Annotated in this window: 23 protein-coding genes; 17 read left to right on the top strand and 6 right to left on the bottom strand. The window is 67.6% G+C overall.

All coding sequences use genetic code 11. The annotated features are described in order from the left end of the window. Nucleotides 1-60: 60 nt before the first annotated feature. The 5 genes from QZ670_RS06675 to QZ670_RS06655 all read left to right on the top strand — a co-directional run bounded on the left by QZ670_RS06675 (nucleotide 61) and on the right by QZ670_RS06655 (nucleotide 4789). On the top strand, nucleotides 61-477 hold the full coding sequence (locus QZ670_RS06675; protein WP_064310290.1) for a MucR family transcriptional regulator: 417 nt from the start codon (nucleotides 61-63) through the stop codon (nucleotides 475-477). A 136-nt stretch (nucleotides 478-613) separates the two neighbouring features. Further along, nucleotides 614-1036, top strand: coding sequence for a Fur family transcriptional regulator (locus QZ670_RS06670; protein ID WP_066724328.1), 423 nt, complete (start codon nucleotides 614-616; stop codon nucleotides 1034-1036). Between the two features lie 49 nt (nucleotides 1037-1085). After that, entirely contained in the window at nucleotides 1086-1889 is an 804-nt protein-coding gene (locus QZ670_RS06665) for a lysophospholipid acyltransferase family protein (RefSeq protein WP_294253307.1), read from the top strand. A gap of 184 nt (nucleotides 1890-2073) precedes the next feature. Beyond that, nucleotides 2074-3384: a tRNA (N6-isopentenyl adenosine(37)-C2)-methylthiotransferase MiaB gene (miaB, locus tag QZ670_RS06660; RefSeq protein ID WP_294253206.1), complete on the top strand. Its 1311-nt coding sequence runs from the start codon at nucleotides 2074-2076 to the stop codon at nucleotides 3382-3384. A 73-nt stretch (nucleotides 3385-3457) separates the two neighbouring features. Further along, complete coding sequence (locus QZ670_RS06655) at nucleotides 3458-4789, top strand: alginate export family protein (RefSeq protein WP_294253203.1); 1332 nt, start codon at nucleotides 3458-3460, stop codon at nucleotides 4787-4789. A gap of 41 nt (nucleotides 4790-4830) precedes the next feature. Here the strand turns inward: QZ670_RS06655 and QZ670_RS06650 are convergent, their stop codons facing one another. Next, nucleotides 4831-5436 carry a PEPxxWA-CTERM sorting domain-containing protein gene (locus tag QZ670_RS06650; protein ID WP_294253201.1) on the bottom strand — a complete coding sequence of 202 codons (606 nt, stop codon included), beginning with the start codon at nucleotides 5434-5436 and terminating at the stop codon, nucleotides 4831-4833. Between the two features lie 529 nt (nucleotides 5437-5965). On the opposite strand from QZ670_RS06650, the gene QZ670_RS06645 reads away from it, so the two are divergent. From QZ670_RS06645 to QZ670_RS06625, 5 genes are read left to right on the top strand one after another with little or no spacing between them, the layout of a single operon-like run. Further along, nucleotides 5966-6973: a PhoH family protein gene (locus QZ670_RS06645; RefSeq protein WP_294253200.1), complete on the top strand. Its 1008-nt coding sequence runs from the start codon at nucleotides 5966-5968 to the stop codon at nucleotides 6971-6973. Nucleotides 6974-7024: 51 nt separating this feature from the next. Continuing rightward, entirely contained in the window at nucleotides 7025-7276 is a 252-nt protein-coding gene (locus tag QZ670_RS06640) for a type II toxin-antitoxin system VapB family antitoxin (protein ID WP_294253198.1), read from the top strand. Then, entirely contained in the window at nucleotides 7273-7668 is a 396-nt protein-coding gene (locus QZ670_RS06635) for a type II toxin-antitoxin system VapC family toxin (protein ID WP_294253196.1), read from the top strand. Before QZ670_RS06640 ends, QZ670_RS06635 begins: the two co-directional genes overlap by 4 nt. Next, nucleotides 7668-8177, top strand: a complete 510-nt coding sequence (ybeY, locus tag QZ670_RS06630; protein WP_294253194.1) for an rRNA maturation RNase YbeY — start codon at nucleotides 7668-7670, stop codon at nucleotides 8175-8177. The genes QZ670_RS06635 and ybeY overlap by 1 nt, the downstream gene beginning before the upstream one ends. A gap of 8 nt (nucleotides 8178-8185) precedes the next feature. Continuing rightward, a complete protein-coding gene (locus tag QZ670_RS06625) occupies nucleotides 8186-9097 on the top strand; it encodes a hemolysin family protein (RefSeq protein WP_294253192.1) in 912 nt (303 codons plus the stop codon). 131 nt (nucleotides 9098-9228) lie between these two features. Here the strand turns inward: QZ670_RS06625 and pgeF are convergent, their stop codons facing one another. From pgeF to lgt, 4 genes are read right to left on the bottom strand one after another with little or no spacing between them, the layout of a single operon-like run. Beyond that, nucleotides 9229-9996: a peptidoglycan editing factor PgeF gene (gene pgeF, locus QZ670_RS06620; RefSeq protein WP_294253189.1), complete on the bottom strand. Its 768-nt coding sequence runs from the start codon at nucleotides 9994-9996 to the stop codon at nucleotides 9229-9231. Then, nucleotides 9993-10496, bottom strand: a complete 504-nt coding sequence (locus QZ670_RS06615; protein WP_294253187.1) for a GNAT family N-acetyltransferase — start codon at nucleotides 10494-10496, stop codon at nucleotides 9993-9995. Before QZ670_RS06615 ends, pgeF begins: the two co-directional genes overlap by 4 nt. Next, entirely contained in the window at nucleotides 10493-11587 is a 1095-nt protein-coding gene (locus tag QZ670_RS06610) for an SAM-dependent methyltransferase (protein WP_294253185.1), read from the bottom strand. Before QZ670_RS06610 ends, QZ670_RS06615 begins: the two co-directional genes overlap by 4 nt. A 10-nt stretch (nucleotides 11588-11597) precedes the next feature. Then, nucleotides 11598-12476 carry a prolipoprotein diacylglyceryl transferase gene (gene lgt, locus QZ670_RS06605; protein ID WP_294253183.1) on the bottom strand — a complete coding sequence of 293 codons (879 nt, stop codon included), beginning with the start codon at nucleotides 12474-12476 and terminating at the stop codon, nucleotides 11598-11600. Nucleotides 12477-12654: 178 nt separating this feature from the next. On the opposite strand from lgt, the gene QZ670_RS06600 reads away from it, so the two are divergent. The 4 genes from QZ670_RS06600 to QZ670_RS06585 all read left to right on the top strand — a co-directional run bounded on the left by QZ670_RS06600 (nucleotide 12655) and on the right by QZ670_RS06585 (nucleotide 17803). After that, nucleotides 12655-14850 carry a molybdopterin cofactor-binding domain-containing protein gene (locus tag QZ670_RS06600; RefSeq protein WP_294253181.1) on the top strand — a complete coding sequence of 732 codons (2196 nt, stop codon included), beginning with the start codon at nucleotides 12655-12657 and terminating at the stop codon, nucleotides 14848-14850. Then, the gene (hemH, locus tag QZ670_RS06595) at nucleotides 14847-15854 is read left to right on the top strand and encodes a ferrochelatase (protein ID WP_294253179.1); all 1008 of its coding nucleotides are present in this window, start codon (nucleotides 14847-14849) and stop codon (nucleotides 15852-15854) included. Before QZ670_RS06600 ends, hemH begins: the two co-directional genes overlap by 4 nt. A 34-nt stretch (nucleotides 15855-15888) precedes the next feature. Further along, nucleotides 15889-16611 (top strand): acetoacetyl-CoA reductase, encoded by a 723-nt coding sequence (phbB, locus tag QZ670_RS06590; RefSeq protein WP_294253176.1) that lies wholly within the window; start codon nucleotides 15889-15891, stop codon nucleotides 16609-16611. Nucleotides 16612-16807: 196 nt separating this feature from the next. Beyond that, nucleotides 16808-17803 (top strand): esterase-like activity of phytase family protein, encoded by a 996-nt coding sequence (locus QZ670_RS06585; protein ID WP_294253174.1) that lies wholly within the window; start codon nucleotides 16808-16810, stop codon nucleotides 17801-17803. 82 nt (nucleotides 17804-17885) lie between these two features. Here QZ670_RS06585 and rpmB read toward each other — a convergent pair whose 3' ends face one another. Then, nucleotides 17886-18185: a 50S ribosomal protein L28 gene (gene rpmB / locus QZ670_RS06580; protein WP_093296900.1), complete on the bottom strand. Its 300-nt coding sequence runs from the start codon at nucleotides 18183-18185 to the stop codon at nucleotides 17886-17888. A gap of 147 nt (nucleotides 18186-18332) precedes the next feature. Here rpmB and QZ670_RS06575 point away from each other — a divergent pair, with 147 nt between their 5' ends. The 3 genes from QZ670_RS06575 to QZ670_RS06565 all read left to right on the top strand — a co-directional run bounded on the left by QZ670_RS06575 (nucleotide 18333) and on the right by QZ670_RS06565 (nucleotide 19256). After that, nucleotides 18333-18584 (top strand): hypothetical protein, encoded by a 252-nt coding sequence (locus tag QZ670_RS06575; RefSeq protein WP_294253162.1) that lies wholly within the window; start codon nucleotides 18333-18335, stop codon nucleotides 18582-18584. Continuing rightward, nucleotides 18581-18763 (top strand): YqaE/Pmp3 family membrane protein, encoded by a 183-nt coding sequence (locus QZ670_RS06570; protein WP_294253161.1) that lies wholly within the window; start codon nucleotides 18581-18583, stop codon nucleotides 18761-18763. The genes QZ670_RS06575 and QZ670_RS06570 overlap by 4 nt, the downstream gene beginning before the upstream one ends. 64 nt (nucleotides 18764-18827) lie before the next feature. Beyond that, nucleotides 18828-19256: a nucleoside deaminase gene (locus QZ670_RS06565; RefSeq protein ID WP_294253305.1), complete on the top strand. Its 429-nt coding sequence runs from the start codon at nucleotides 18828-18830 to the stop codon at nucleotides 19254-19256. The last annotated feature ends 58 nt before the right edge of the window (nucleotides 19257-19314 follow it).

Genomic DNA, 19314 nt, shown 5'->3' with positions numbered 1-19314 from the left:
CGATAGGACGCATCAGGCGACATCCAGAATAGTCGCCATGAACGGGTCGAAAGGAATATCATGGAAGCTTCATCTGAAATTCAGGAAACCCTGATCGCGCTGACCGCGGATATTGTCGCTGCGCATGTCAGCAACAACAGCGTCGCCGTATCGGACCTGCCGCAGCTCATCCAGAACGTGCACGGCGCGCTTACCGGTCTGGGTACCGTGCAGCCGGAGCCGGAAGTGAAGCAGGAGCCGGCCGTTTCGGTGCGCGCTTCGGTGAAGCCCGACTATATCGTCTGCCTCGAAGACGGTAAGAAGCTGAAGATGCTGAAGCGTCACCTGATGACCCATTATCAGATGACCCCGGAACAGTATCGCGCCAAGTGGAACCTGCCGGCCGACTATCCGATGGTCGCACCGAACTATGCCGAGCAGCGCCGCAGCCTGGCGAAGAAGATCGGCCTCGGCACCAAGCGTCGCAAGACCCGCTGAGCCAACGTCCCCAGGGACAAGGCATGAAGCGCCGGCCCGGACTCCCGTCCGCGGCCGGCGTTTTCGCATTTGCTCGATCAGCATGACCGAGCGGCTTGCCCTTTTCCCCTGACGCCAATGGCGCTACAGCGGTGTCATGGTTCGCAAGATTGATCTCGAAGCGCTCTGCCACGAAAAGGGGCTGCGCATCACCGAACAGCGCAAGGTGATCGCGCGCGTGCTTTCCGACGCCGATGACCATCCCGATGTGGAAAAGGTCTATGAACGCGCCGCCGCGATCGATCCCGGCATCTCCATCGCCACCGTCTATCGCACGGTCCGCCTGTTCGAAGAGGCGGGCATTCTCGACCGCCATGATTTCGGCGACGGCCGCGCCCGCTACGAGCCGGCGCCAGAGGCGCATCACGACCACCTGATCGACGTCGAGAGCGGCAAGGTGATCGAGTTCGTCGATCCCGAGCTGGAGCTGCTGCAGAAGCAGATCGCCGAGCGGCTCGGCTTCCGCCTCGTCGACCACCGCATGGAACTCTACGGGGTTGCGCTCGAGCGCAAGAACTGAGCGCGCCCGGCGCCGCCGCGAGGAAGCGACCCAGGGCGTTCCGACCCGGCTGACCGGGGCGGAGCTGGCACGCCTGTGGTTTCGTATCGCGCGGCTGGCGCTGGCGCTGCTGGTGCATGTGCCGCTGCACTACCTCTTCCGGCTGGTGCGGTTGCCCTCGCCCTGGCCGCGGCTGTTCCTGGGTAGCGCCGCGCGGATCGCCGGCGCCAAGGTGAAGTGTGTCGGCACGCCGCTCAAGCGCGACGTGTTCTACGTCTCCAACCATCTCAGCTGGATCGACATTTTGGCACTTGGCGGGGCGAGCGGGACCGCCTTCGTCGCCAAGGCGGAGATCGGCGCCTCGCCGCTGGTCGGCTGGCTCGCGAGCCTGAATCGCACAGTCTACGTCAAGCGCGAGAACCGGATGGGTGTCGCCGAGCAGATCAACCAGCTGCGCGAGGCGCTGGCGGAGACCTGGGCGGTCACCATTTTTCCCGAGGGGACTACCACCGACGGCAAGTCGCTGCTGCCGTTCAAGACGCCGATGCTCCGGGTGCTGGAGCCGCCGCCGCCGGGCGTGATGGTGCAGCCGGTGATGCTCGATTATGGCGCGGCGGGCGAGGACATTGCCTGGATCGGGCAGGAGCGGGGCCTCAACAACGCCAAGCGGGTGCTGGCGCGCAAGCAGCGCTTCCGGCTGCGGGTGCATTTCCTCGAACCCTTCGATCCGCGCGACTTCCCCGGCCGCAAGGCGATCGCGGCGGAGAGCCGGCGGCGGATCGAGGAGGCGCTGGTGCGCACGCTGGGCCAGCCGCTGCGGCCGTTCCGCTTCGCGGAGGATCCGATCGGCTACAAGGCGCCGGCGCAGGGCTGAAAGCACCGCCTGCGTTCCCCTTCCGCTTGCGGGAGGGGCTAGGGAGGGACTGAAACGGATCAGCCGCTTCTTCCACATCCGTCCCTCCCCCGACCCCTCCCGCGAGCGGGAGGGGAGCGCATACTTCTAGGGAGTCCCACAGGCCTGTTTTCTGCCGTCATTTCCGCGTATAGGCGCGCCGATCATGACCACCCCAAAGACCTATCACGTCAAGTCGTACGGCTGCCAGATGAACGTCTATGACGGCGAGCGCATGGGCGAGCTGATGGCCGCCCAGGGCCTCGTCGCCGCGGAAGCCGATCAGGCCGATCTCGTCGTCCTCAACACGTGCCACATCCGCGAGAAGGCGACCGAGAAGGTCTATTCGGAAATCGGCCGATTGAAGCTGCGCGAGGCGGGCAAGCCGATGATCGCGGTGGCCGGCTGCGTCGCCCAGGCCGAGGGCGAGGAAATCGCCCGCCGCGCCAAGGTGGACGTGGTGGTGGGGCCCCAGGCCTATCACAATCTGCCGGAGCTGGTGGACAAGGCCGCCAAGGGCCAGCTCGGCCTCGACACCGACATGCCGATCGCCAGCAAGTTCGGCAAGCTGCCCGCGCGCCGCAAGGTGGGGGCGAGCGCGTTCCTTACCGTGCAGGAAGGCTGCGATAAGTTCTGCACCTATTGCGTGGTGCCCTATACCCGCGGCGCCGAGGTCAGCCGGCCCTATGCGGCGATCGTCGACGAGGCCAGGGCGCTGGTCGATGCCGGCGCGCGCGAGATCACGCTGCTCGGCCAGAACGTGAATGCCTGGGCCGACGATAAGGGCCACGGTCTGCACGACCTGATCATCGCCCTCGATCGCATCGAGGGGCTGGCGCGAATCCGCTACACGACCAGCCACCCCAACGACATGGCCGAGGGGCTGATCGAGGCGCATGCGCATGTGGCCAAGCTGATGCCCTTCCTCCATCTGCCGGTGCAGGCGGGCAGCGACCGCATCTTGAAGGCAATGAACCGCAGCCACACGCGCGATTCCTATCTCCGCATCATCGAGCGCGTCCGCGCCGCGCGGCCGGACATCGCGTTGTCGGGCGACTTCATCGTCGCCTTTCCCGGCGAGACCGAGGCCGAGTTCGAGGAGACGCTGCAGCTGGTCGACGCGGTCGGCTATGCCCAGTGCTTCAGTTTCAAATATTCGCCGCGCCCGGGCACGCCGGCGGCCGATCTGGTCGGCCAGTATCTGCCCGAAACGGTCGCCGATGAGCGGCTCCAGCGGCTCCAGGCGGCGCTTGGCCGTCATTCGCAGGCGTTCAACGAAGCGAGCGTCGGCCAGCGCTGCGCGGTGCTGATCGAACGGGTGGGGCGTCGACCCGGCCAGATGATTGGCAAGTCGCCCTGGCTGCAATCGGTCCATCTGGAGACCTCGGCCAAGATCGGCGACCTGATCGAAGTCGAGCTGGTGAGCGCGGGACCGAACTCGCTTGCGGGGCGCGAACTGGAGCCAGTTTCCGCGTGACCGTAGGCACGCCACGCGCCTAGAAGCGTTTCGCCGGTAAGCGGCTGACAGGGGGGCGAAATTGGCGAGGCTGGTGCGGTATCTTCCCGCGGTTTTGCTGTCGGGCGCCGCGCATGCCCAAGGCGTGCTGCCGCCACCGGCCGAGGGGCTGACCTTCGCCGCCAGCGAGCGCGTGCGCTACGAGGCGATCGACGGGCAGGCACGCGCCGGCTTCAACGCGAGCGACCAGCTCGTCAATTTCCGGACCACGCTGCTCGTGCGCTACCAGCACGGCCCGGTGAGCGTCGTCGGCGAACTGTGGGACAGCCGCGTCTATAATGGCAATCGCGGCTCGCCGGTGACGACGGGCGAGGTCAACACGCTGGAGCCGGTGCAGGCCTATGTGCAGCTCGATCTCGGCGCGGCGCTCGGGGCGGGATCGAGGCTGAAGCTGCAGGCCGGCCGGTTCATGCTCAACCTGGGGTCGCGGCGCCTGATCGCGGCGGATGACTACCGTAATACCACCAACGGCTATACCGGCGTCCGCGCGGACTGGAGTAGCGGGCGCTGGGCGGCGACGGGGATCTACACCATGCCGCAGCGCCGGCGGCCCGACGATCTCGACTCGCTGCTCTCGAACGAGCCGGCGATCGACCGCGAGGGTGCGGCCTTGGTGCTTTGGGGCGGACTGATCAGCCGCGCCCGTACGATCGGTCCGGCGCTGGTCGAGACGAGTTACTTCCATCTCGGCGAGCACGACACGCCCGGACGCCCGACGCGCGATCGCTCGCTCGACACGGCCAGCCTCCGCATCGCCCGCGATCCCGCGCCGGCCAGACTCGACTTTGAAGTCGAGGCGATCGGCCAGACCGGTTCGCAATCGGTGAGCCTGGTCGCGGGAGCGGCGCGCCAATCGGTGCGCGCGTGGTTCGTCCATGGGCGGCTGGGCTATAGCTGGGCGGGCGCGTGGAAGCCCCGACTGATGGCGGAGTTCGACTATGCGAGCGGTGACGCGCCGGGCGGCACATACGGTCGGTTCGACACGCTGTTCGGCATGCGTCGCGCGGATCTCGCGCCTGCAGGGCTCTACAATGCGATCGCCCGCAGCAACGTCGTCGCGCCGTCGCTCCAGGCCGAGGCTGCGCCCGATGCGCGGACCGAGCTGATGTTGAGCTACCGGCCGATGTGGCTGGCGGCGCGCACCGACAGCTTCTCCAGCACCGGCGTGCGCGACGCGCGCGGTCGCTCCGGCACCTTCGCCGGGCACCAGCTGGATGGCCGCGTGCGCTACCGGCTGAGCAAGGCGGTGCGACTGGAGGCCGATGCGGTGCTGCTCGCCAAGGGGCGCTTCCTGCGCGATGCGCCCAACGCCCCACCGGGGCGCTGGACCAAATATGGCGCGCTCAACCTGATGGTGAGCCTGTAACCGGGCCGGGCGCGGCGTTGCCGCCCCGGCCTCCACGCGCTTCAGGCCAGTGCCGCCGGACGCTTGCGGCGGGCGCGGATCGCGCCGCCGGCGAGGCCGAATCCGCCGATCAGCATCGCCCAGCTCGCCGGCTCCGGCACCGCGCCGCCGGTGACGCCGTCAATCTGGACGCCGAGTGCCTGCTCGCGCAGCGAACGCCAGTCGCCGCCGGTGCCGCGCTTATAGGCGGCCAGCGGGTTGGTTGCGCCGCCGGGCATATAGGTGTCCGGGCCTAGCGCGCCCTGGAACACCACCCAGTAGGAACCCGCCTTCAGCGTCCAGTTGAGCGAGTCGTCGCCCTGCCAGGCGACCGGATCCGAAATCGAGAATCGTGTCGAATAGAGCCGGTCGGCCGGCGTGAAATCGATGTCGCTGTAGATGCCGGCGACGACGAGCCCGCCGCCATTGCAGCCGAGCCAGCCGCGAATGCCGGTGATCGTCACATCGTTCTTCAGCACGATGTACCCGGCCAGGTCGCGCCCGTCGGCGAGCGTCATCGCGCTGTCGATGCTGGCATAGCCGGCGCCGGTGTCGATGATCGGCGCGGCCTGGGCAACGCCACTGGCGGCGAGCAGCGTGGCGGTGCATGCTGCGATAGCGAACTTCATTTTTCTTTCCCCGTGTAAATAGACATCGAGAAACATGTACAAGCTGCGGCGATTGTGTTCGACGCCGGCGCTGTGGAAGTACGTCTCATCGATGTGGGCCTGCGTCTCATCGCTGTCCCATAGTGAGCTTGGATGCGGGATCTATGCGAGGGAGGAGCTGGCGTACAGCAGGAGCGCACATGCGAACGCGCCCCGAAGCAGATACTTCATGGGAAACCTTGGTTGTTACTGATGTGTGGCCGCGCAGATAGCGATGGAGGCGTGCATTTCCAACCCAAGGCTGGTGCCGCTCGTTCCCGTTTCGGCACGCGCGGGGCACGGGGCGTCAAGGGAGCGAGGCAGCGGGGTGTCGCAACCGCGTCACACGCGTGCGGCATTGCGGGGGCAATCCACACGCCCCCTGTGCAGCCGCGTCCGCGTCTGCCATCTTGTTTGTCGACATGCGCCAAGGAACCTCCGCACGATGCCAAGGTTTGCCCCTCCGGGGCCGCGTGATCCCCGCGCCCCGCGCCAACACCGAAAGGACCGCATGAGCCGCAAGCCTGTCCCAGCCCAGTCCGGCGAACGATCCCGGGTAGAGGTGACCTTCGACAAGCCCCAGCTCCTGCCGCAGCTCTTCGGAGAGTTCGATTCCAACCTGCTGATGCTCGAGGAGCGGCTGGGCGTGTACATCCACGCGCGCGGCCAGCGGGTGGTGATCGAAGGCGGCACTGAGGCGGTGGCCCATGCCCGCGAGGTGCTGCAGGAACTGCATGCTCGCGTGATCCGCGGCGAGGAAGTGGACGGCGGGCTGATCGACGCAGTGATCGCGATGTCGACCGAGCCGATGTTCACCGGGATCGTCCGTGCCGAGCCAACCGGCAACAGTGGCCCCAAGCCGTCGATCATGATCCGCACGCGCAAAAAGACGATCGTGCCGCGGTCGGTGACGCAGACGCATTACATGCGCGAGCTCGCCTCGAACGACCTGATCTTCGCGCTCGGGCCGGCGGGTACCGGCAAGACCTATCTGGCGGTGGCGCAGGCCGTCGCGCAGCTGATCACCGGCAGCGTCCAGCGGCTGATCCTGTCGCGCCCGGCGGTGGAAGCGGGCGAGCGGCTGGGCTTCCTGCCGGGCGACATGAAGGAGAAGGTCGATCCCTATCTCCGCCCGATCTACGACGCGCTCTACGACTGCCTGCCCGCCGAGCAGGTCGAGCGGCGGATTGCGAGCGGTGAGATCGAGATCGCGCCGATCGCCTTCATGCGCGGCCGTACGCTGGCCGACGCTTTCGTCATCCTGGACGAGGCGCAGAACACCACGCCGATGCAGATGAAGATGTTCCTGACGCGATTCGGCCAGAACAGCCGGATGGTGATCTGCGGCGACCCCAACCAGACCGATCTGCCCGGTGGGCCGAATGCCTCGGGCCTCAACGATGCGGTGAACCGGCTGGAGGGCGTGGAAGGCATCTCGATGGTCCGCTTCGGGGTGGGCGACGTGGTCCGCCATCCGATCGTCGGCCGCATCGTCGCGGCCTATGAGGGCGAAGGTTGAAGGCTGGGATATCCCGTCCTACATTCGGGATATCCCTTTCGGAGGCGCGGCGTGGCATCGCTCTACATCAAGGACCCGGACACTGCGGCGCTTGCCGCCGAGGTAGCGGCCGCGCTCGGCACCACCAAGACCGAGGCGGTGCGCGACAGCCTGTTGCGACGCAAGGCCGAGATCGAGGCCAAGGGGCGGGCGCAGGACGTGCTCCGCAAGCTCAATGCCCATCGGCGCGCCCATCCCCTGCCGCCCCCCACCGGGCTGCCGGCCGACAAGGCGTTCTTCGACGAGTTGTGGGGCGAGGTTTGACGCTGTTCGTAGACGCATCGGCGATGGTCGCGATCATCGCCGAGGAACCCGAGCGCGATCGGCTGGTGGTCGAGGCGGTCGAGGGCGCGCCGGCGATCTGGTCGGCGATGGCGGCCTGGGAAACCGTCGCCGCACTCTCGCGTTCGCGCGAAATGGATATCAGCGCCGCACGCCACGAAGCCGCGCTCTATGCGGATCAGATCGGGCTGACGCTGGTGCCGATCGGCGCGCGCGAGCTGGAACTGGCGCTCGATGCCTATCAGCAATTCGGCAAGGGCCGCCATCCGGCCGGACTCAACATGGGCGACTGCTTCGCCTATGCCTGCGCCAAATCCCATGATGCGCGTCTGCTCTACAAGGGCGACGATTTCTCCAAGACGGACCTCGCCTGATGCTCGACGTCGCCGCCCTCCTCGAAGCGCCCTGGCCGGAAGGCGATTGGGAAGCGCTTGCCCTGCGCGCAGCCGAGGCGGCGATCGCGCAGACGCCCTATGCCGAATGGAAGGGCTGGCCGACCGCGATCGAAGTCGCGGTGCGCTTCACCAGCGACGAGGAAGTCCATACGCTCAACCGCCAGTATCGGCACAAGGACAAGCCGACCAACGTGCTGTCCTTCCCGATGATTCAGCCCGATCTGCTCGACGCCGTCACCCAGAACAGCGATGATGGCGAAGTATTGCTGGGCGATATCGTGCTTGCGCACGGCGTCTGTTCGGTGGAAGCGGAAGAGCGCGGCATTCCCGTGGAAGACCATGCCACGCATCTGATTGTCCATGGCATGCTGCATCTGCTAGGCTATGACCATATCGAGGATGGCGAAGCGGAAGCCATGGAGGCGATGGAACAGGCGGCCATGGTGGCGCTGAACCTACACGATCCCTATCCCGTACGCGAGGACTGACCACCAACATGAACGAGGGCCCTAGTACCGGCTCGCCCGAACACCGACACGAAAATGGGGGCATCTGGCGCAGTCTGCGCGCGCTTCTGTTCGGCGAGGAACAGGAAGAGACGCTGCGCGAACGGCTCGAGGAAGCCATCGACGAGCATGAGAGTGACGGCAGCACGCCCCCGGCAGGCGACCTTGCCCCGATCGAGCGCCAGATGCTCAAGAACCTGCTGCATTTCGGCGAGCGCGATGCCGGCGATGTGGGCGTGCCCCGCGCGGACATCATCGCGGTGGAGGAGCAGACCAGCTTCGCCGATCTCGTCCAGCTCTTCGCCGAAGCCGGTCATAGCCGCCTGCCGGTCTATCGCGAGGAACTCGATACGATCATCGGCATGGTCCATATCAAGGACGTGTTCGAGATCCTCGCCAAGGGCGAGGCGCATCCGCCGAGCATCGCCGGGCTGATCCGCCAGCCGCTCTACGTGCCGCAATCGATGGGCGCGCTCGATCTGCTCGCGCAGATGCGGGTAAAGCGCACCCACCTTGCGATCGTGCTCGACGAATATTCGGGCACCGAGGGGCTGATCACGATCGAGGATCTGATCGAGGAGATCGTCGGCGAGATTGAGGACGAGCATGACGAGGCGCCCGCCGCGCTGATTGTGCCGATCGACGGCGGCGGCTGGGAAGCCGATGCCCGCGCCGAGCTGGAAGACGTCGCCGAGACGGTCGATCCGCGGCTGGGCGAGGTGGAGGAGGATGTCGACACCATCGGCGGCCTCGCCTTTGTGCTGGCGGGGCATGTACCCGAAGTCGGCGAGTGCCTGGAGCATGAAAGCGGCTGGAAGCTCGAAGTCATCGACGCCGACGAGCGCAAGGTGAACCGCCTGCGGCTGCATCCCCCCGAAGTGCGGGTGGAAGACGCGGCGTAGCCATCGCCCCCCATTGTCATTCCGGCGAAAGCCGGAATCCATTGAGGCCTACGCTGCGGCTCCTGCTGTGACCGAGAGGCAACTGGATCCCCGCTTTTGCCGGGATGACGGCGTTCTCTTACTCGAGTGGCTTAACCCGGTAGCCCGATCAGGCTGATCTGTCGTCCGTAATCGGGCTCGCCGCGATGCGTGGCGCGGCGGAAGCTGAAGAAGCGTGCCTCGTTCGCATAGGTGTCCACGCCCAGCGCCTCGATCGTCCGCAGGCCCGCCAATGCCAGCCGGTGGACGACATAGGCTTCCAGGTCGAACTGGAAATGCTCGGGCCGGCCATCGGCGAAGAAACGTTCGTTGGCCGGGTCCTCCTCGCAGAAGCGCTGGAAGAAGCGGGCGTCGACCTCGTAGCTGGCGCGGGCGATGCAGGGGCCCACTGCCGCCGCGATGCGCTCGCGGCGGGCGCCCAGCGCTTCCATCGCCGCGATCGTCGAGTCGGTGACGCCGCCGATCGCGCCTTTCCAGCCGGCATGTGCGGCGGCGACCACGCCTGCCTCGCGATCGGCGAACAGCACCGGCGCGCAGTCGGCGGTGAGGATGCCGAGCAGCAGCCCCGGCTGGTTGGTGATCAGCGCATCGGCCTTGGGGCGCAGTGCCTCGTCGAACGGGGAGATGACCGTCACCGCATCGGCCGAATGGACTTGGTAGACGGTGACCAGCCGCGCGCCGGGCAGAACCGCCTTTACCGCGCGGCAGCGATTCTCGGCTATCGCAGCAGGATCGTCGTTCGAGCCGGTGCCGACGTTGAGCCCCGCGACCACGCCCGTCGAGACCCCGCCGACGCGGCCGAGAAAGCCGTGCGGCACGCCGTCCAGCGCGCGGGCATGGGTGACCTCGACGTCGCTCACAGCGCCAGCCGCATCAGCCGATCCTCATCGGCATGGTTGCCTACCATGAAGGCATAGGGTCCGCGATCCTCGAAGCCGTAGCGCTGGTAGAAGCGCTTGGCGCGGTGGTTGTCGATATAGACGGAGAGCCAGAGCTCGGCCGCGCCGCGCGCCCGAGCGGTGGCGAGCGCCCAGTCCATCAGCGCCTGCGCCGCGCCGCTGCCCTTGGCGCGCTCCAGCAGATAGAGCTGGCGGAGTTCGATCGCCGGCCCCTCGGGGGATGCGGGCAGGCTGATCGGCCCGAGTTTGCAATACCCCGCGATGCCCTCCGCATCCTCGATCACCTGAAAGGCGAAGGCGGGATCGGCCAATTCCTCGGCCCAGCCCGCGACCGTAAACTGGTCGAGGAAGCTGGCGAGATCCTCCGCCGCATAGAGATGCGCGAAGGTCGCCTGGAAGCTCTCGCGGAACACCGCGTCGATCGCGGCGGCCCCGGCGGGGGTGGCGTCGCGATAGTTCATGCGAACCCCGCCGGTACCGGCCAGCCCGGCGCGGTGAGTGCGATCACCTTGAACAGCGATCCCATCTGGTCGTCGGCGACGAGGCGGTTGCGATCGGCCGCGATTGAATCGCCGCGCTCAGGTGCCGTGCGGGCAAGCGCACGGGCGCGCTCGTCGATGCCCAGCGCCTTGAGGAAATCGCCCTGCGTCACCGGGCCATGGACGGTCAGCCCCTCGGCCTCGGCGGCTTCCTTGAGCGTGCCGAAATCGACATGCGCGGTCAGGTCCGCCTCACCCGGCGCGTCGAACGGATTAGCGAAGGCATGGCCGCGCACCGCCTGCAGCGTGTCGCCGATCGCCGGGCCTTCATAGCCATAGTCGAGGATCAGCGCCGCGCCGCCCTGCGCGAGCAGCCGCTGGGCGAGCGCGCGCAGCAGCGAGACGCTGGCCGGCGACGTCTCGAGGATGGCGCCGGGCGCGGCATCGCGCAGCGCGGGCGGAATCACCGGATCGAAGCCGCGATCGCCGGTCACCGGCAGGAACAGCGTATCCTGGCAGGCGACCAGCCGCTCGCGCCAGCCCTGCGTGGTATGCACCAGCTGGCGGATCGGCAGCGCGTCGAAGAATTCGTTGGCGACGACGAGCAGCGGCGCGTCCTCGGGCAGCCCGATAAGGTCGAGATGCCATTCGGCGTGCGGCACGCGTTCCTTCTGCGCGGCGCGGAGCACCGGGCTCGTCTCGAGGAAATCGACCGGGGGCACGAACCCCGCCTTGCCCATCGCCCGCAGCGCATCGCTCGCCAGCGTGCCGCGGCCGGGGCCGAACTCGACATAGCGCGCAGCCTCGGGTCGTCCTGCGCGGTCCCACAGGTCCGCCAGCCAGAGCCCGATCAGCTCGCCGAACATCTGGCTGATTTCGGGCGCGGTGGTGAAGTCGCCGCGCGCGCCCAGCGGATCGCGGGTCGCGTAATAATGCGCGTTGGCCGCGCCCATGAACTGCGAGAGCGGGATCGGCCCGGCGAGGGTGATCGCCCGTGCCAGCCGCTCGGGCAGGGCGGGTTCGGCGGCGTTGTCGCGGCGTTCGTCGGGCTGGGCGTCGAGTGGGTTGGTCATCGCGGCCGGCTCAGGCGACGCTCGGCCCGGTGATCGCCTCAACCCGCTTGCGGCGGCCGGGCGCGGTGGCGATCAGGAACAGGCCGCCCGCGATCATCGGCAGGCACAGCCACTGGCCCATGTGCAGCCCGGTCAGATCGACCAGCCAGACGAGCTGGCGATCGGGCTCGCGGAAGAACTCGACGAAGAAGCGGCACATGCCATAGCCGAGCAGGAAGATGCCGGCGAGCTTGCCCGGCTGGTAGCGCGCATCGGTGCGCCAGAAGAAGAACCACAGCACCGCGAACAGCAGCAGGCCTTCCAGCCCGGCCTCGTAGAGCTGGCTGGGATGGCGCGCCGGCTCGGGGATGCCGGCCGGCACCGTGCCGCGGAACACGATCGCCCAGGGCACGTCGCCGGGCTTGCCCCAGAGTTCGCCGTTCACGAAGTTGGCGAGGCGGCCGAAGAACAGGCCGAAGGGCGCGCAGCACACCACATAGTCATGCACGCGCAGCCAGTTGAGCTTATTCTGCCAGGACAGGTAGATAATCGCCAGCGAGGTGCCGATCACCCCGCCATGGAAGCTCATGCCGCCTTCCCACAGCATCAGGATCTGCAGCGGGTTTTGGAGCATCTCCGGCGCGTAGAACAGCACATAGCCGATCCGGCCGCCCAGGATGATGCCGAGCGTCGCGTAGAACACCAGATCGTCGGCATGGCGCTTGGCCATCGGCGCGCCGGGCTGGGCCAGCAGCTTCATCAGATAGACCCAGCCGAGCAGGATGCCGGTAATATAGGCCAGCGAATACCATTTGATCTGGAAGAACCCCAGATTGATCGCCACCGGATCGAGGTGGAGATCGGTGAAATGCAGATGTCCGCCGGCAGCGGCAAGCAGGGTGGGCAGCACGGTAATCCCCGGCGTGAGAAGCGACTTTGCCCCGCGATAGAGCCAAAACGCCGCAAACCCAAGGGGGAGCGATCAGCCTGATCGAAAGCCCGTGCTGGCGTGGGGCCGCGGCGCGCGATAGAGCCGGGGCATGGCTGGCAAACCTCCATCCCGCATCAGGCTCGATCGGCGCAGGCTGTTGATCGGTGGCGGCGCGGGGCTGGGCCTGGTGGTCGCCTGGGGGCTGTGGCCGCGCAGCTACGCGCCGAACCTCAGCGCGGGCCCGGGCGAGAGCCTGTTCGGCGCCTGGCTCAAGATCGGCAAGGACGGGCAAGTGCGCGTCGCGGTACCGCAGGCCGAGATGGGGCAGGGGGTCTATACCGCGCTTCCGCAGATCCTCGCCGACGAGCTGGGCGCGGACTGGAAGCTGGTCGGCGTCGAACCCGCGCCGCTCAACCCGCTCTACGCCAATCCGCTGGCCGCGCAGACGCTGTTCGCCGCCGCGCTGGGCGGCCTGCCGGAGAAGGTGCAGCGCAACCATGCGGCGCGCGCCGACCTGATGCTCACCGCCGCCTCCACCTCGGTCCGCGCCTTCGAAGAGGATTTGCGCCAGGCGGGTGCTGCGGCGCGGGTGCTGCTGTGCAAGGCGGCGGCGCGGCGCTGGGGTGTCGACTGGCAAGCCTGCGGCACCGCGGGCAGCACGGTGATCCACGGCAACCAGCGGCTGGGCTTCGGCGAGCTCGCCGAGGCGGCGGCGCAGGAAAAGGCGCCGGCGCAGCTTCCCTTGCGCGGCGGCGAGGCCGGGCGGCTGCTCGGCCAGCCGCTGCCGCGGCTCGATGCACCGGCCAAGCTCGACGGCAGCGCCAACTTCGCCGCCGATGTGCGCCTGCCCAACATGGTCTTTGCCGCGATCCGCCAGGGACCGGTGGGCGAGACCGAACTGGTGCATGTCGATCGCGCGGCGGCGAGCCGCGTGCGCGGCATGCTCTCGATCGTAACCACCAAGCAATGGGTTGCGACGGTGGCGAGCAACTGGTGGGCGGCGGAGCGCGCGCTGCAGGCATTGCGGCCGCGCTTCCGCAACCCGGCGACGGTGGTCAATGACGACAGCATCGACGCGGCGCTTGACGCCGCTTTCGAAGGCGATGGCGCGCGGATCGAGGCGAAGGGCGATCTGGCCACTGAGTTTCGCGGCGCGCGGGTGGTGACGGCCGACTATCGCGTCGGGCTTGCCCCCCACGCTCCGCTCGAGCCGATGACCTGCACCGCCGACTATGCGCATGGCCGGCTGTCGCTCTGGCTGCCGACCCAGGCACCGGGGCTCGCGCGGGCGGCGGCGGCCAAGGCGCTGGGTATCGATCCCGCGCGGGTGACGCTGCATGCCATGCTCGGCGGCGGGTCGTTCGGGGAAAAGCTGGAGGTGGATGCGGCGGTGCAGGCGGCGCTGCTTGCGCAGTCGGTGCAGCGCCCGGTGCAGCTGACCTGGCCGCGCGACGAGGATCTGCGGCGCGACCGCTTCCGCCCCGCCGCCGCGGCGCGGCTCACCGCCAAGCTGGGGCAGGGCGGCACCGTCTCGGCCTGGCTGGCGAAGATCGCCGCGCCGTCGACCGGTCGCGAACTCGCCGCGCGGCTGCTTCCCGGTGATGCCGTCGCCGCGGCGGGGCTGGCGCTGCCGGGCAAGGAAGACCCCTTCGCAGTCGAGGGCGCTGCGCCCGCCTATGCCATCCCGAACCTCGCGGTGGACCATCACCCCGCCGAGATCGGCGTGCCGACCGGCTATTGGCGCTCGGGCGCACACAGCTACACCTGTTTCTTCGCCGAGAGCTTCGTCGACGAACTGGCCCATGTCGCCAATCGCGATCCGCTGTCGTTCCGCATGGCGATGCTCGGCAACCAGCCGCGGCTCGCCCGCTGCCTGCAGACCGCGGCGCAACTCGGCGGCTGGCAGGGCGGCGAACCCGGCAGCGGGCAGGGCATCGCCGCGCATGCCTTTCGCGGCTCCTACATCGCGGTGATGGCCGAGGCGCGTCTGACGCAGCAGCGCGAGATCGTCGTCGAGCGGCTGGTCGCGGCGGTCGATTGCGGGCGGGTGGTGAACCCCGATCTCGTCCGCCAGCAGATCGAAGGCGGGCTGTTGTTCGGCCTCGCCGCTGCGTTGGGCGCGCCGGCCACGTTCAGCGAGAACATCGCCGACGTGCAGACCCTCGCCGGCCTGAACCTGCCGACGCTGGCCAACACGCCTGACATTACGGTCGAGATCCTGCCAAGCGGATCGGACCCCGGCGGGGTGAGCGAGCTTGCCGTGCCACCGACCGCGCCCGCCATCGCTAACGCGTTACAAACCGCCACCGGCACGCGATTCCGTCGCCTGCCCCTGCTATCGGACGCCGAATGACCCTGCCCGCCGACCATCCGAAGATCCCTCCCGCCCGTATCGGCGTGCTGCTGGTCAATCTCGGCACGCCCGATGCGCCCGACCCCGGCGCGGTGAAACGCTATCTGGGCGAGTTCCTGTCCGATCGCCGTGTAGTCGAGATCCCGTCGCTTCTCTGGCAGCCGATCCTGCGCGGCATCATCCTGCGGACCCGGCCGAAGAAATCGGCCCATGCCTATAGTCAGGTGTGGCGCGAGGACGGCTCGCCGCTCGCCGCGATCACCAAGGCGCAGGCGCGCGGGCTGGAGGGCGCGTTCGGGGCGAGCGTGACGGTGCTGCACGCGATGCGCTACGGCAAACCTTCGGTGGGCGAGCAGGTCGCCGCGCTCAAGGCGCAGGGCTGCGAGCGTATTCTCGTCGCGCCGCTTTACCCGCAATATTGCGCGGCGACGACCGCGACCGCCAACGACGTCGCCTTCGCCGCGCTGATGGCGATGCGCTGGCAGCCGGCGCTGCGCACACTGCCGCCTTATTATGACGACCCGGCCTATATCGACGCGCTGAAGACCAGCGTCGAGGAGGGCCTCGCGGGGCTCGACTTCGAGCCTGACGCGGTGATCGCCAGTTTCCACGGCATGCCGCAACGGACGCTGGAACTGGGCGACCCCTATCACTGCCATTGCCGCAAGACCGGGCGGCTGCTGGGCGAGGCGCTGGGGCGCGAACTGATCGTTACCTTCCAGTCGCGCTTCGGCCGCGCCAAGTGGCTGGAGCCGGCGACCGATACGACGCTGGAGGCCTTGCCCGCCAAGGGCATTCGCCGCGTCGCGATCGTTGCGCCAGGGTTCTCGGCGGACTGCTTGGAAACGCTGGAGGAACTCGCCATCCGCGGCCGCGAGTCCTTCCTCCAATCCGGAGGCACCGATCTCGCATATTTGCCTTGTCTCAATGATAGCGCGACGGGCATGGAGTTGCTGCGACAGATCATCGGGCGCGAACTTGCCGGCTGGGTGAACCCCGCCTAGCCAATTCTTGGGTTTGATTTGGAGAGGAATGTACATGGCACGTGTAGCGGTCGTCACTGGCGGCACCCGCGGAATCGGCGAGGCGATCAGCCTGGCGCTCAACGAAGCCGGCATCACCGTCGCCGCCAACTATGCCGGCAATGACGAGAAGGCCGCCGCCTTCACCGAGCGCACCGGCATCAAGGCGTATAAGTGGGACGTGGGCGATTTCGACGGCTGCGCCGCCGGCGTGGCGCAGGTGGAGGCTGAACTGGGCCCGGTCGACATCGTCGTCAACAATGCCGGCATCACCCGCGACGGCACCATCCTCAAGATGACCCGTGACATGTGGGAAGACGTGATCCGCATCAACCTCGGCGGCTGCTTCAACATGGCGCATGCGGTGTTCCCGGGCATGCGTACCCGCAAATGGGGCCGCATCGTCAATATCGGCTCGATCAACGGTCAGGCCGGCCAGTATGGCCAGGTGAACTATGCCGCGGCCAAGTCCGGCATCCACGGCTTCACCAAGGCGCTGGCGCAGGAAGGCGCGCGCTTCGGCGTGACCGTCAACGCGATCGCGCCGGGATATATCGATACCGACATGGTCGCCGCCGTGCCGGCGGACGTGCTGGAGAAGATCGTTGCCAAGATCCCGGTCGGCCGGCTTGGCCAGGCCCACGAGATCGCGCGCGCGGTGGCGTTTCTCTGCGCGGAGGAAGGCGGCTTCGTCACCGGATCGACGCTGTCGATCAACGGCGGACAGCACATGTATTGAACGAACAAGGGGGCCGGCGCCTTGCGGTGCCGACCCCCAACGTCTCTCGATACGCTACGCGAGAGCAACTGTACGCGTACAACCCGTTCTGGATAGAGCGGTTCCCTTGAGCGAACGCTGAACGACTTGGTTATTTCCCGTTCATCTTCGCACCTGCAGCACTGGCGGGCGGCGCGCTAGCCGCTAAGAGGAAGGGATGCGCTTCCGGCCCCGCTTCCTCGCTTATCCGCCGCTGGCGCTGTCGATCCTTTTTCTCACCGCCTCGGGTAAGGAATTGCGGACGCCGCTGGGCAGCGATCCGGTGATGCACGTGGTGCGCGTGCCGCTTGTGCCTGGCGATCCAACGCGGCAGCGGATCGGGCGGCTCCGCTATCTGGGCGGGGTGCGCCTCACCAGCCCGGACCTCGGCTTTTCCGGGTATTCCGCGCTGATCGTGGTAGGGGATCGGTTCACGCTGCTCAGCGATCGCGGCAATCTGGTGCAGTTCCGGATGGGCGCGGACTGGCGGCCCTCCGACATCCGATTCGCCGACCTGCCCGGCGGCCCGGGGACCAGCGCCTACAAGGGGGACCGCGATTCCGAATCGCTCGCGCGCGATCCGGTCACCGGGGAATATTGGGTAGGATTCGAATCGCACAATGCGATTTTCCGATTCGATCGCGATCTGCACGCCACGCAGGGCAAGGCTTATCCTCGTGCGATGAAGCACTGGCCGCAAAATGGCGGCCCCGAATCGATGGTGCGACTCGCCGATGGCCGGTTCCTGGTGATCGGGGAAACTGCGCGGCCTAGGGGCGGGTCGGTGGACCAGCGCGAGATATTGCTGTTCCCCGGAGATCCGACCGTCGGCGAACCCCAGCCGATCCACTTCGCCTATGTGCCACCCGACGGCTATGATCCCAGCGACGCCGCCCTGCTGCCGGACGGAAGGTTGCTGGTGCTGGTGCGCCGATTCGCGGCATCCACGCTGTTCACCGTGAAGATCGAACTGGTCGATATCCGCGGCGTCGGGCCAGGCCAGGTGCTGCACGGCGCTGAACTCGCCGACTTCTCTCCGCCCTTCCAGCACGACAATTTCGAGGGACTGGCGGTGCAGCGCGAGGGTGAGTCGCTGGTGCTGTGGATGATCTCGGATGACAATGAGCAATGGTGGCAGCAGACGCTGCTGCTCAAGTTCCGGCTGGAACTCTAGGCGCGACGCTTGCAAACGCCGGACACGGAAAAACCCGCCACTGCGATACAGTAGCGGGCCAAACCGTTGATCTGAGGGAAGATCAGGCCGCTTCGGCGGTGCCGGCAGTCGCCTTGCGCACTTCGCGCTTCAGGCGACGCGCGCGCAGCGAGAGATCGTCGTCGCTGCTCTTCAGCAGCCAGTTGTCCAGGCCGCCGACATGCTCGACCGAACGCAGGCCGTGCGTCGAGACGCGGAGACGGATGCTCTTACCGAGCGAATCCGAGATCAGCGTCACGTTCTGCAGGTTGGGCAGAAAGGTGCGCTTGGTCTTGTTGTTGGCGTGGGAAACATTGTGTCCCACCTGCCGGCCCTTGCCGGTCAGCTCGCAAATGCGCGACATCGCTTCAAATCCTGAGTTGGGCGGTAAGCCGGAAAGGCCGCGCTGTTAGCGTCGATGCGCGCCGCAGTCAACCGATTCACGAGGAACGGTGCGCAACCCGCACGCCGTCGGGGCGTTGGGCAGGTGAAACGATAGGAGGAGATTGGGATGCGCGCAATCCTGGGGCTGCTGGGAATTCTGGTGCTCGTCGCCGTGGTGCTGATCGCGCTGGGGTTTCTCAATGTCGACGTGCGCGGCGGCAAGCTGCCGACGGTGGCTGCCGAAACGGGCAAGGTCTCGGTCGGCGAATCGAACGGCACCGTGCGCGTGCCCACCGTCGAGATGAAGGAAAAGCAGGTGAAGCTGCCGACCATCGACGTACAGAAGGCGCCGGAGCCGACGGCGACGCCGGCAAAGTGACGCCGGCGGCAAGCCGAATCGCGGCCGCGGCGTTGCTGCCGCCGTTCGGCGTGTATCTGGAGGAGGGCGCCGGCCGCCCCTTCCAGGTCGCATGCGGGCTGACTTTGCTCGGCTTCCTGCCGGGGGCTGGCTATGCGCTTTGGCGTCTCTTCCGCCGTCCGGAGCATGTCGCCGCCTGAGCAGGGCGTGACCGGGCTGCGTGCGGCGGCTAAGCCGGGTGCGATGTTTCCTCTGCCTCCTCCCATGCATGTCGCGCTCGCCGCCGCCCAGTCTGCGGCCGAGCAGGGCGAGGTGCCCGTAGGCGCAGCGATCGTGCGGCACGGCGAGGTGATCGCCACCGCCGCCAACGCCCCACGCGCGCTGCACGACCCCACCGCCCATGCCGAGATGCTGGCGATTCGCGCCGCGGCGGCGCTGCTCGGACGCGATCGGCTGGAGGAATGCGACCTGTGGGTCACGCTCGAGCCGTGCGCGATGTGCGCAGGGGCCATCGCTCATGCCCGAATCGCCCGGCTTTATTATGGTGCCAGCGATCCCAAGGGCGGCGCGGTCGAACATGGCCCGCGCCTGTTCGGCCAGCCTACCTGCCATCACCGGCCGGAGGTCTATGCCGGCATCGGCGAAGGCGAGGCCGCCGCGCTGCTGCGCGACTTTTTCCGCCATCGCCGCTGAACCAATTTGGCTTCCGCACCGCAATAGGTTGTGAAGAGGGTGTTGCTGCGGATATGAG

Origin of the sequence: uncultured Sphingomonas sp., from assembly GCF_913774285.1 — a bacterium.
Taxonomy (GTDB): Bacteria; Pseudomonadota; Alphaproteobacteria; order Sphingomonadales; family Sphingomonadaceae; genus Sphingomonas.
The sequence above is the reverse complement of the archived record's forward strand: the minus strand, read 5'-3'. Positions and strand labels throughout refer to the sequence as shown.

What these genes read in the sequence shown, in the direction of transcription:
- QZ670_RS06675 (WP_064310290.1), top strand. Translation starts at nt 61, where the DNA reads ATGGAAGCTTCATCTGAAATTCAGGAAACCCTGATCGCGCTGACCGCG.
- QZ670_RS06670 (WP_066724328.1), top strand. Translation starts at nt 614, where the DNA reads ATGGTTCGCAAGATTGATCTCGAAGCGCTCTGCCACGAAAAGGGGCTG.
- miaB (WP_294253206.1), top strand. Translation starts at nt 2,074, where the DNA reads ATGACCACCCCAAAGACCTATCACGTCAAGTCGTACGGCTGCCAGATG.
- QZ670_RS06650 (WP_294253201.1), bottom strand. Translation starts at nt 5,436, where the DNA reads ATGAAGTTCGCTATCGCAGCATGCACCGCCACGCTGCTCGCCGCCAGT.
- QZ670_RS06645 (WP_294253200.1), top strand. Translation starts at nt 5,966, where the DNA reads ATGAGCCGCAAGCCTGTCCCAGCCCAGTCCGGCGAACGATCCCGGGTA.
- ybeY (WP_294253194.1), top strand. Translation starts at nt 7,668, where the DNA reads ATGCTCGACGTCGCCGCCCTCCTCGAAGCGCCCTGGCCGGAAGGCGAT.
- QZ670_RS06625 (WP_294253192.1), top strand. Translation starts at nt 8,186, where the DNA reads ATGAACGAGGGCCCTAGTACCGGCTCGCCCGAACACCGACACGAAAAT.
- QZ670_RS06615 (WP_294253187.1), bottom strand. Translation starts at nt 10,496, where the DNA reads ATGAACTATCGCGACGCCACCCCCGCCGGGGCCGCCGCGATCGACGCG.
- QZ670_RS06610 (WP_294253185.1), bottom strand. Translation starts at nt 11,587, where the DNA reads ATGACCAACCCACTCGACGCCCAGCCCGACGAACGCCGCGACAACGCC.
- hemH (WP_294253179.1), top strand. Translation starts at nt 14,847, where the DNA reads ATGACCCTGCCCGCCGACCATCCGAAGATCCCTCCCGCCCGTATCGGC.
- phbB (WP_294253176.1), top strand. Translation starts at nt 15,889, where the DNA reads ATGGCACGTGTAGCGGTCGTCACTGGCGGCACCCGCGGAATCGGCGAG.
- QZ670_RS06585 (WP_294253174.1), top strand. Translation starts at nt 16,808, where the DNA reads ATGCGCTTCCGGCCCCGCTTCCTCGCTTATCCGCCGCTGGCGCTGTCG.
- rpmB (WP_093296900.1), bottom strand. Translation starts at nt 18,185, where the DNA reads ATGTCGCGCATTTGCGAGCTGACCGGCAAGGGCCGGCAGGTGGGACAC.
- QZ670_RS06575 (WP_294253162.1), top strand. Translation starts at nt 18,333, where the DNA reads ATGCGCGCAATCCTGGGGCTGCTGGGAATTCTGGTGCTCGTCGCCGTG.
- QZ670_RS06565 (WP_294253305.1), top strand. Translation starts at nt 18,828, where the DNA reads ATGCATGTCGCGCTCGCCGCCGCCCAGTCTGCGGCCGAGCAGGGCGAG.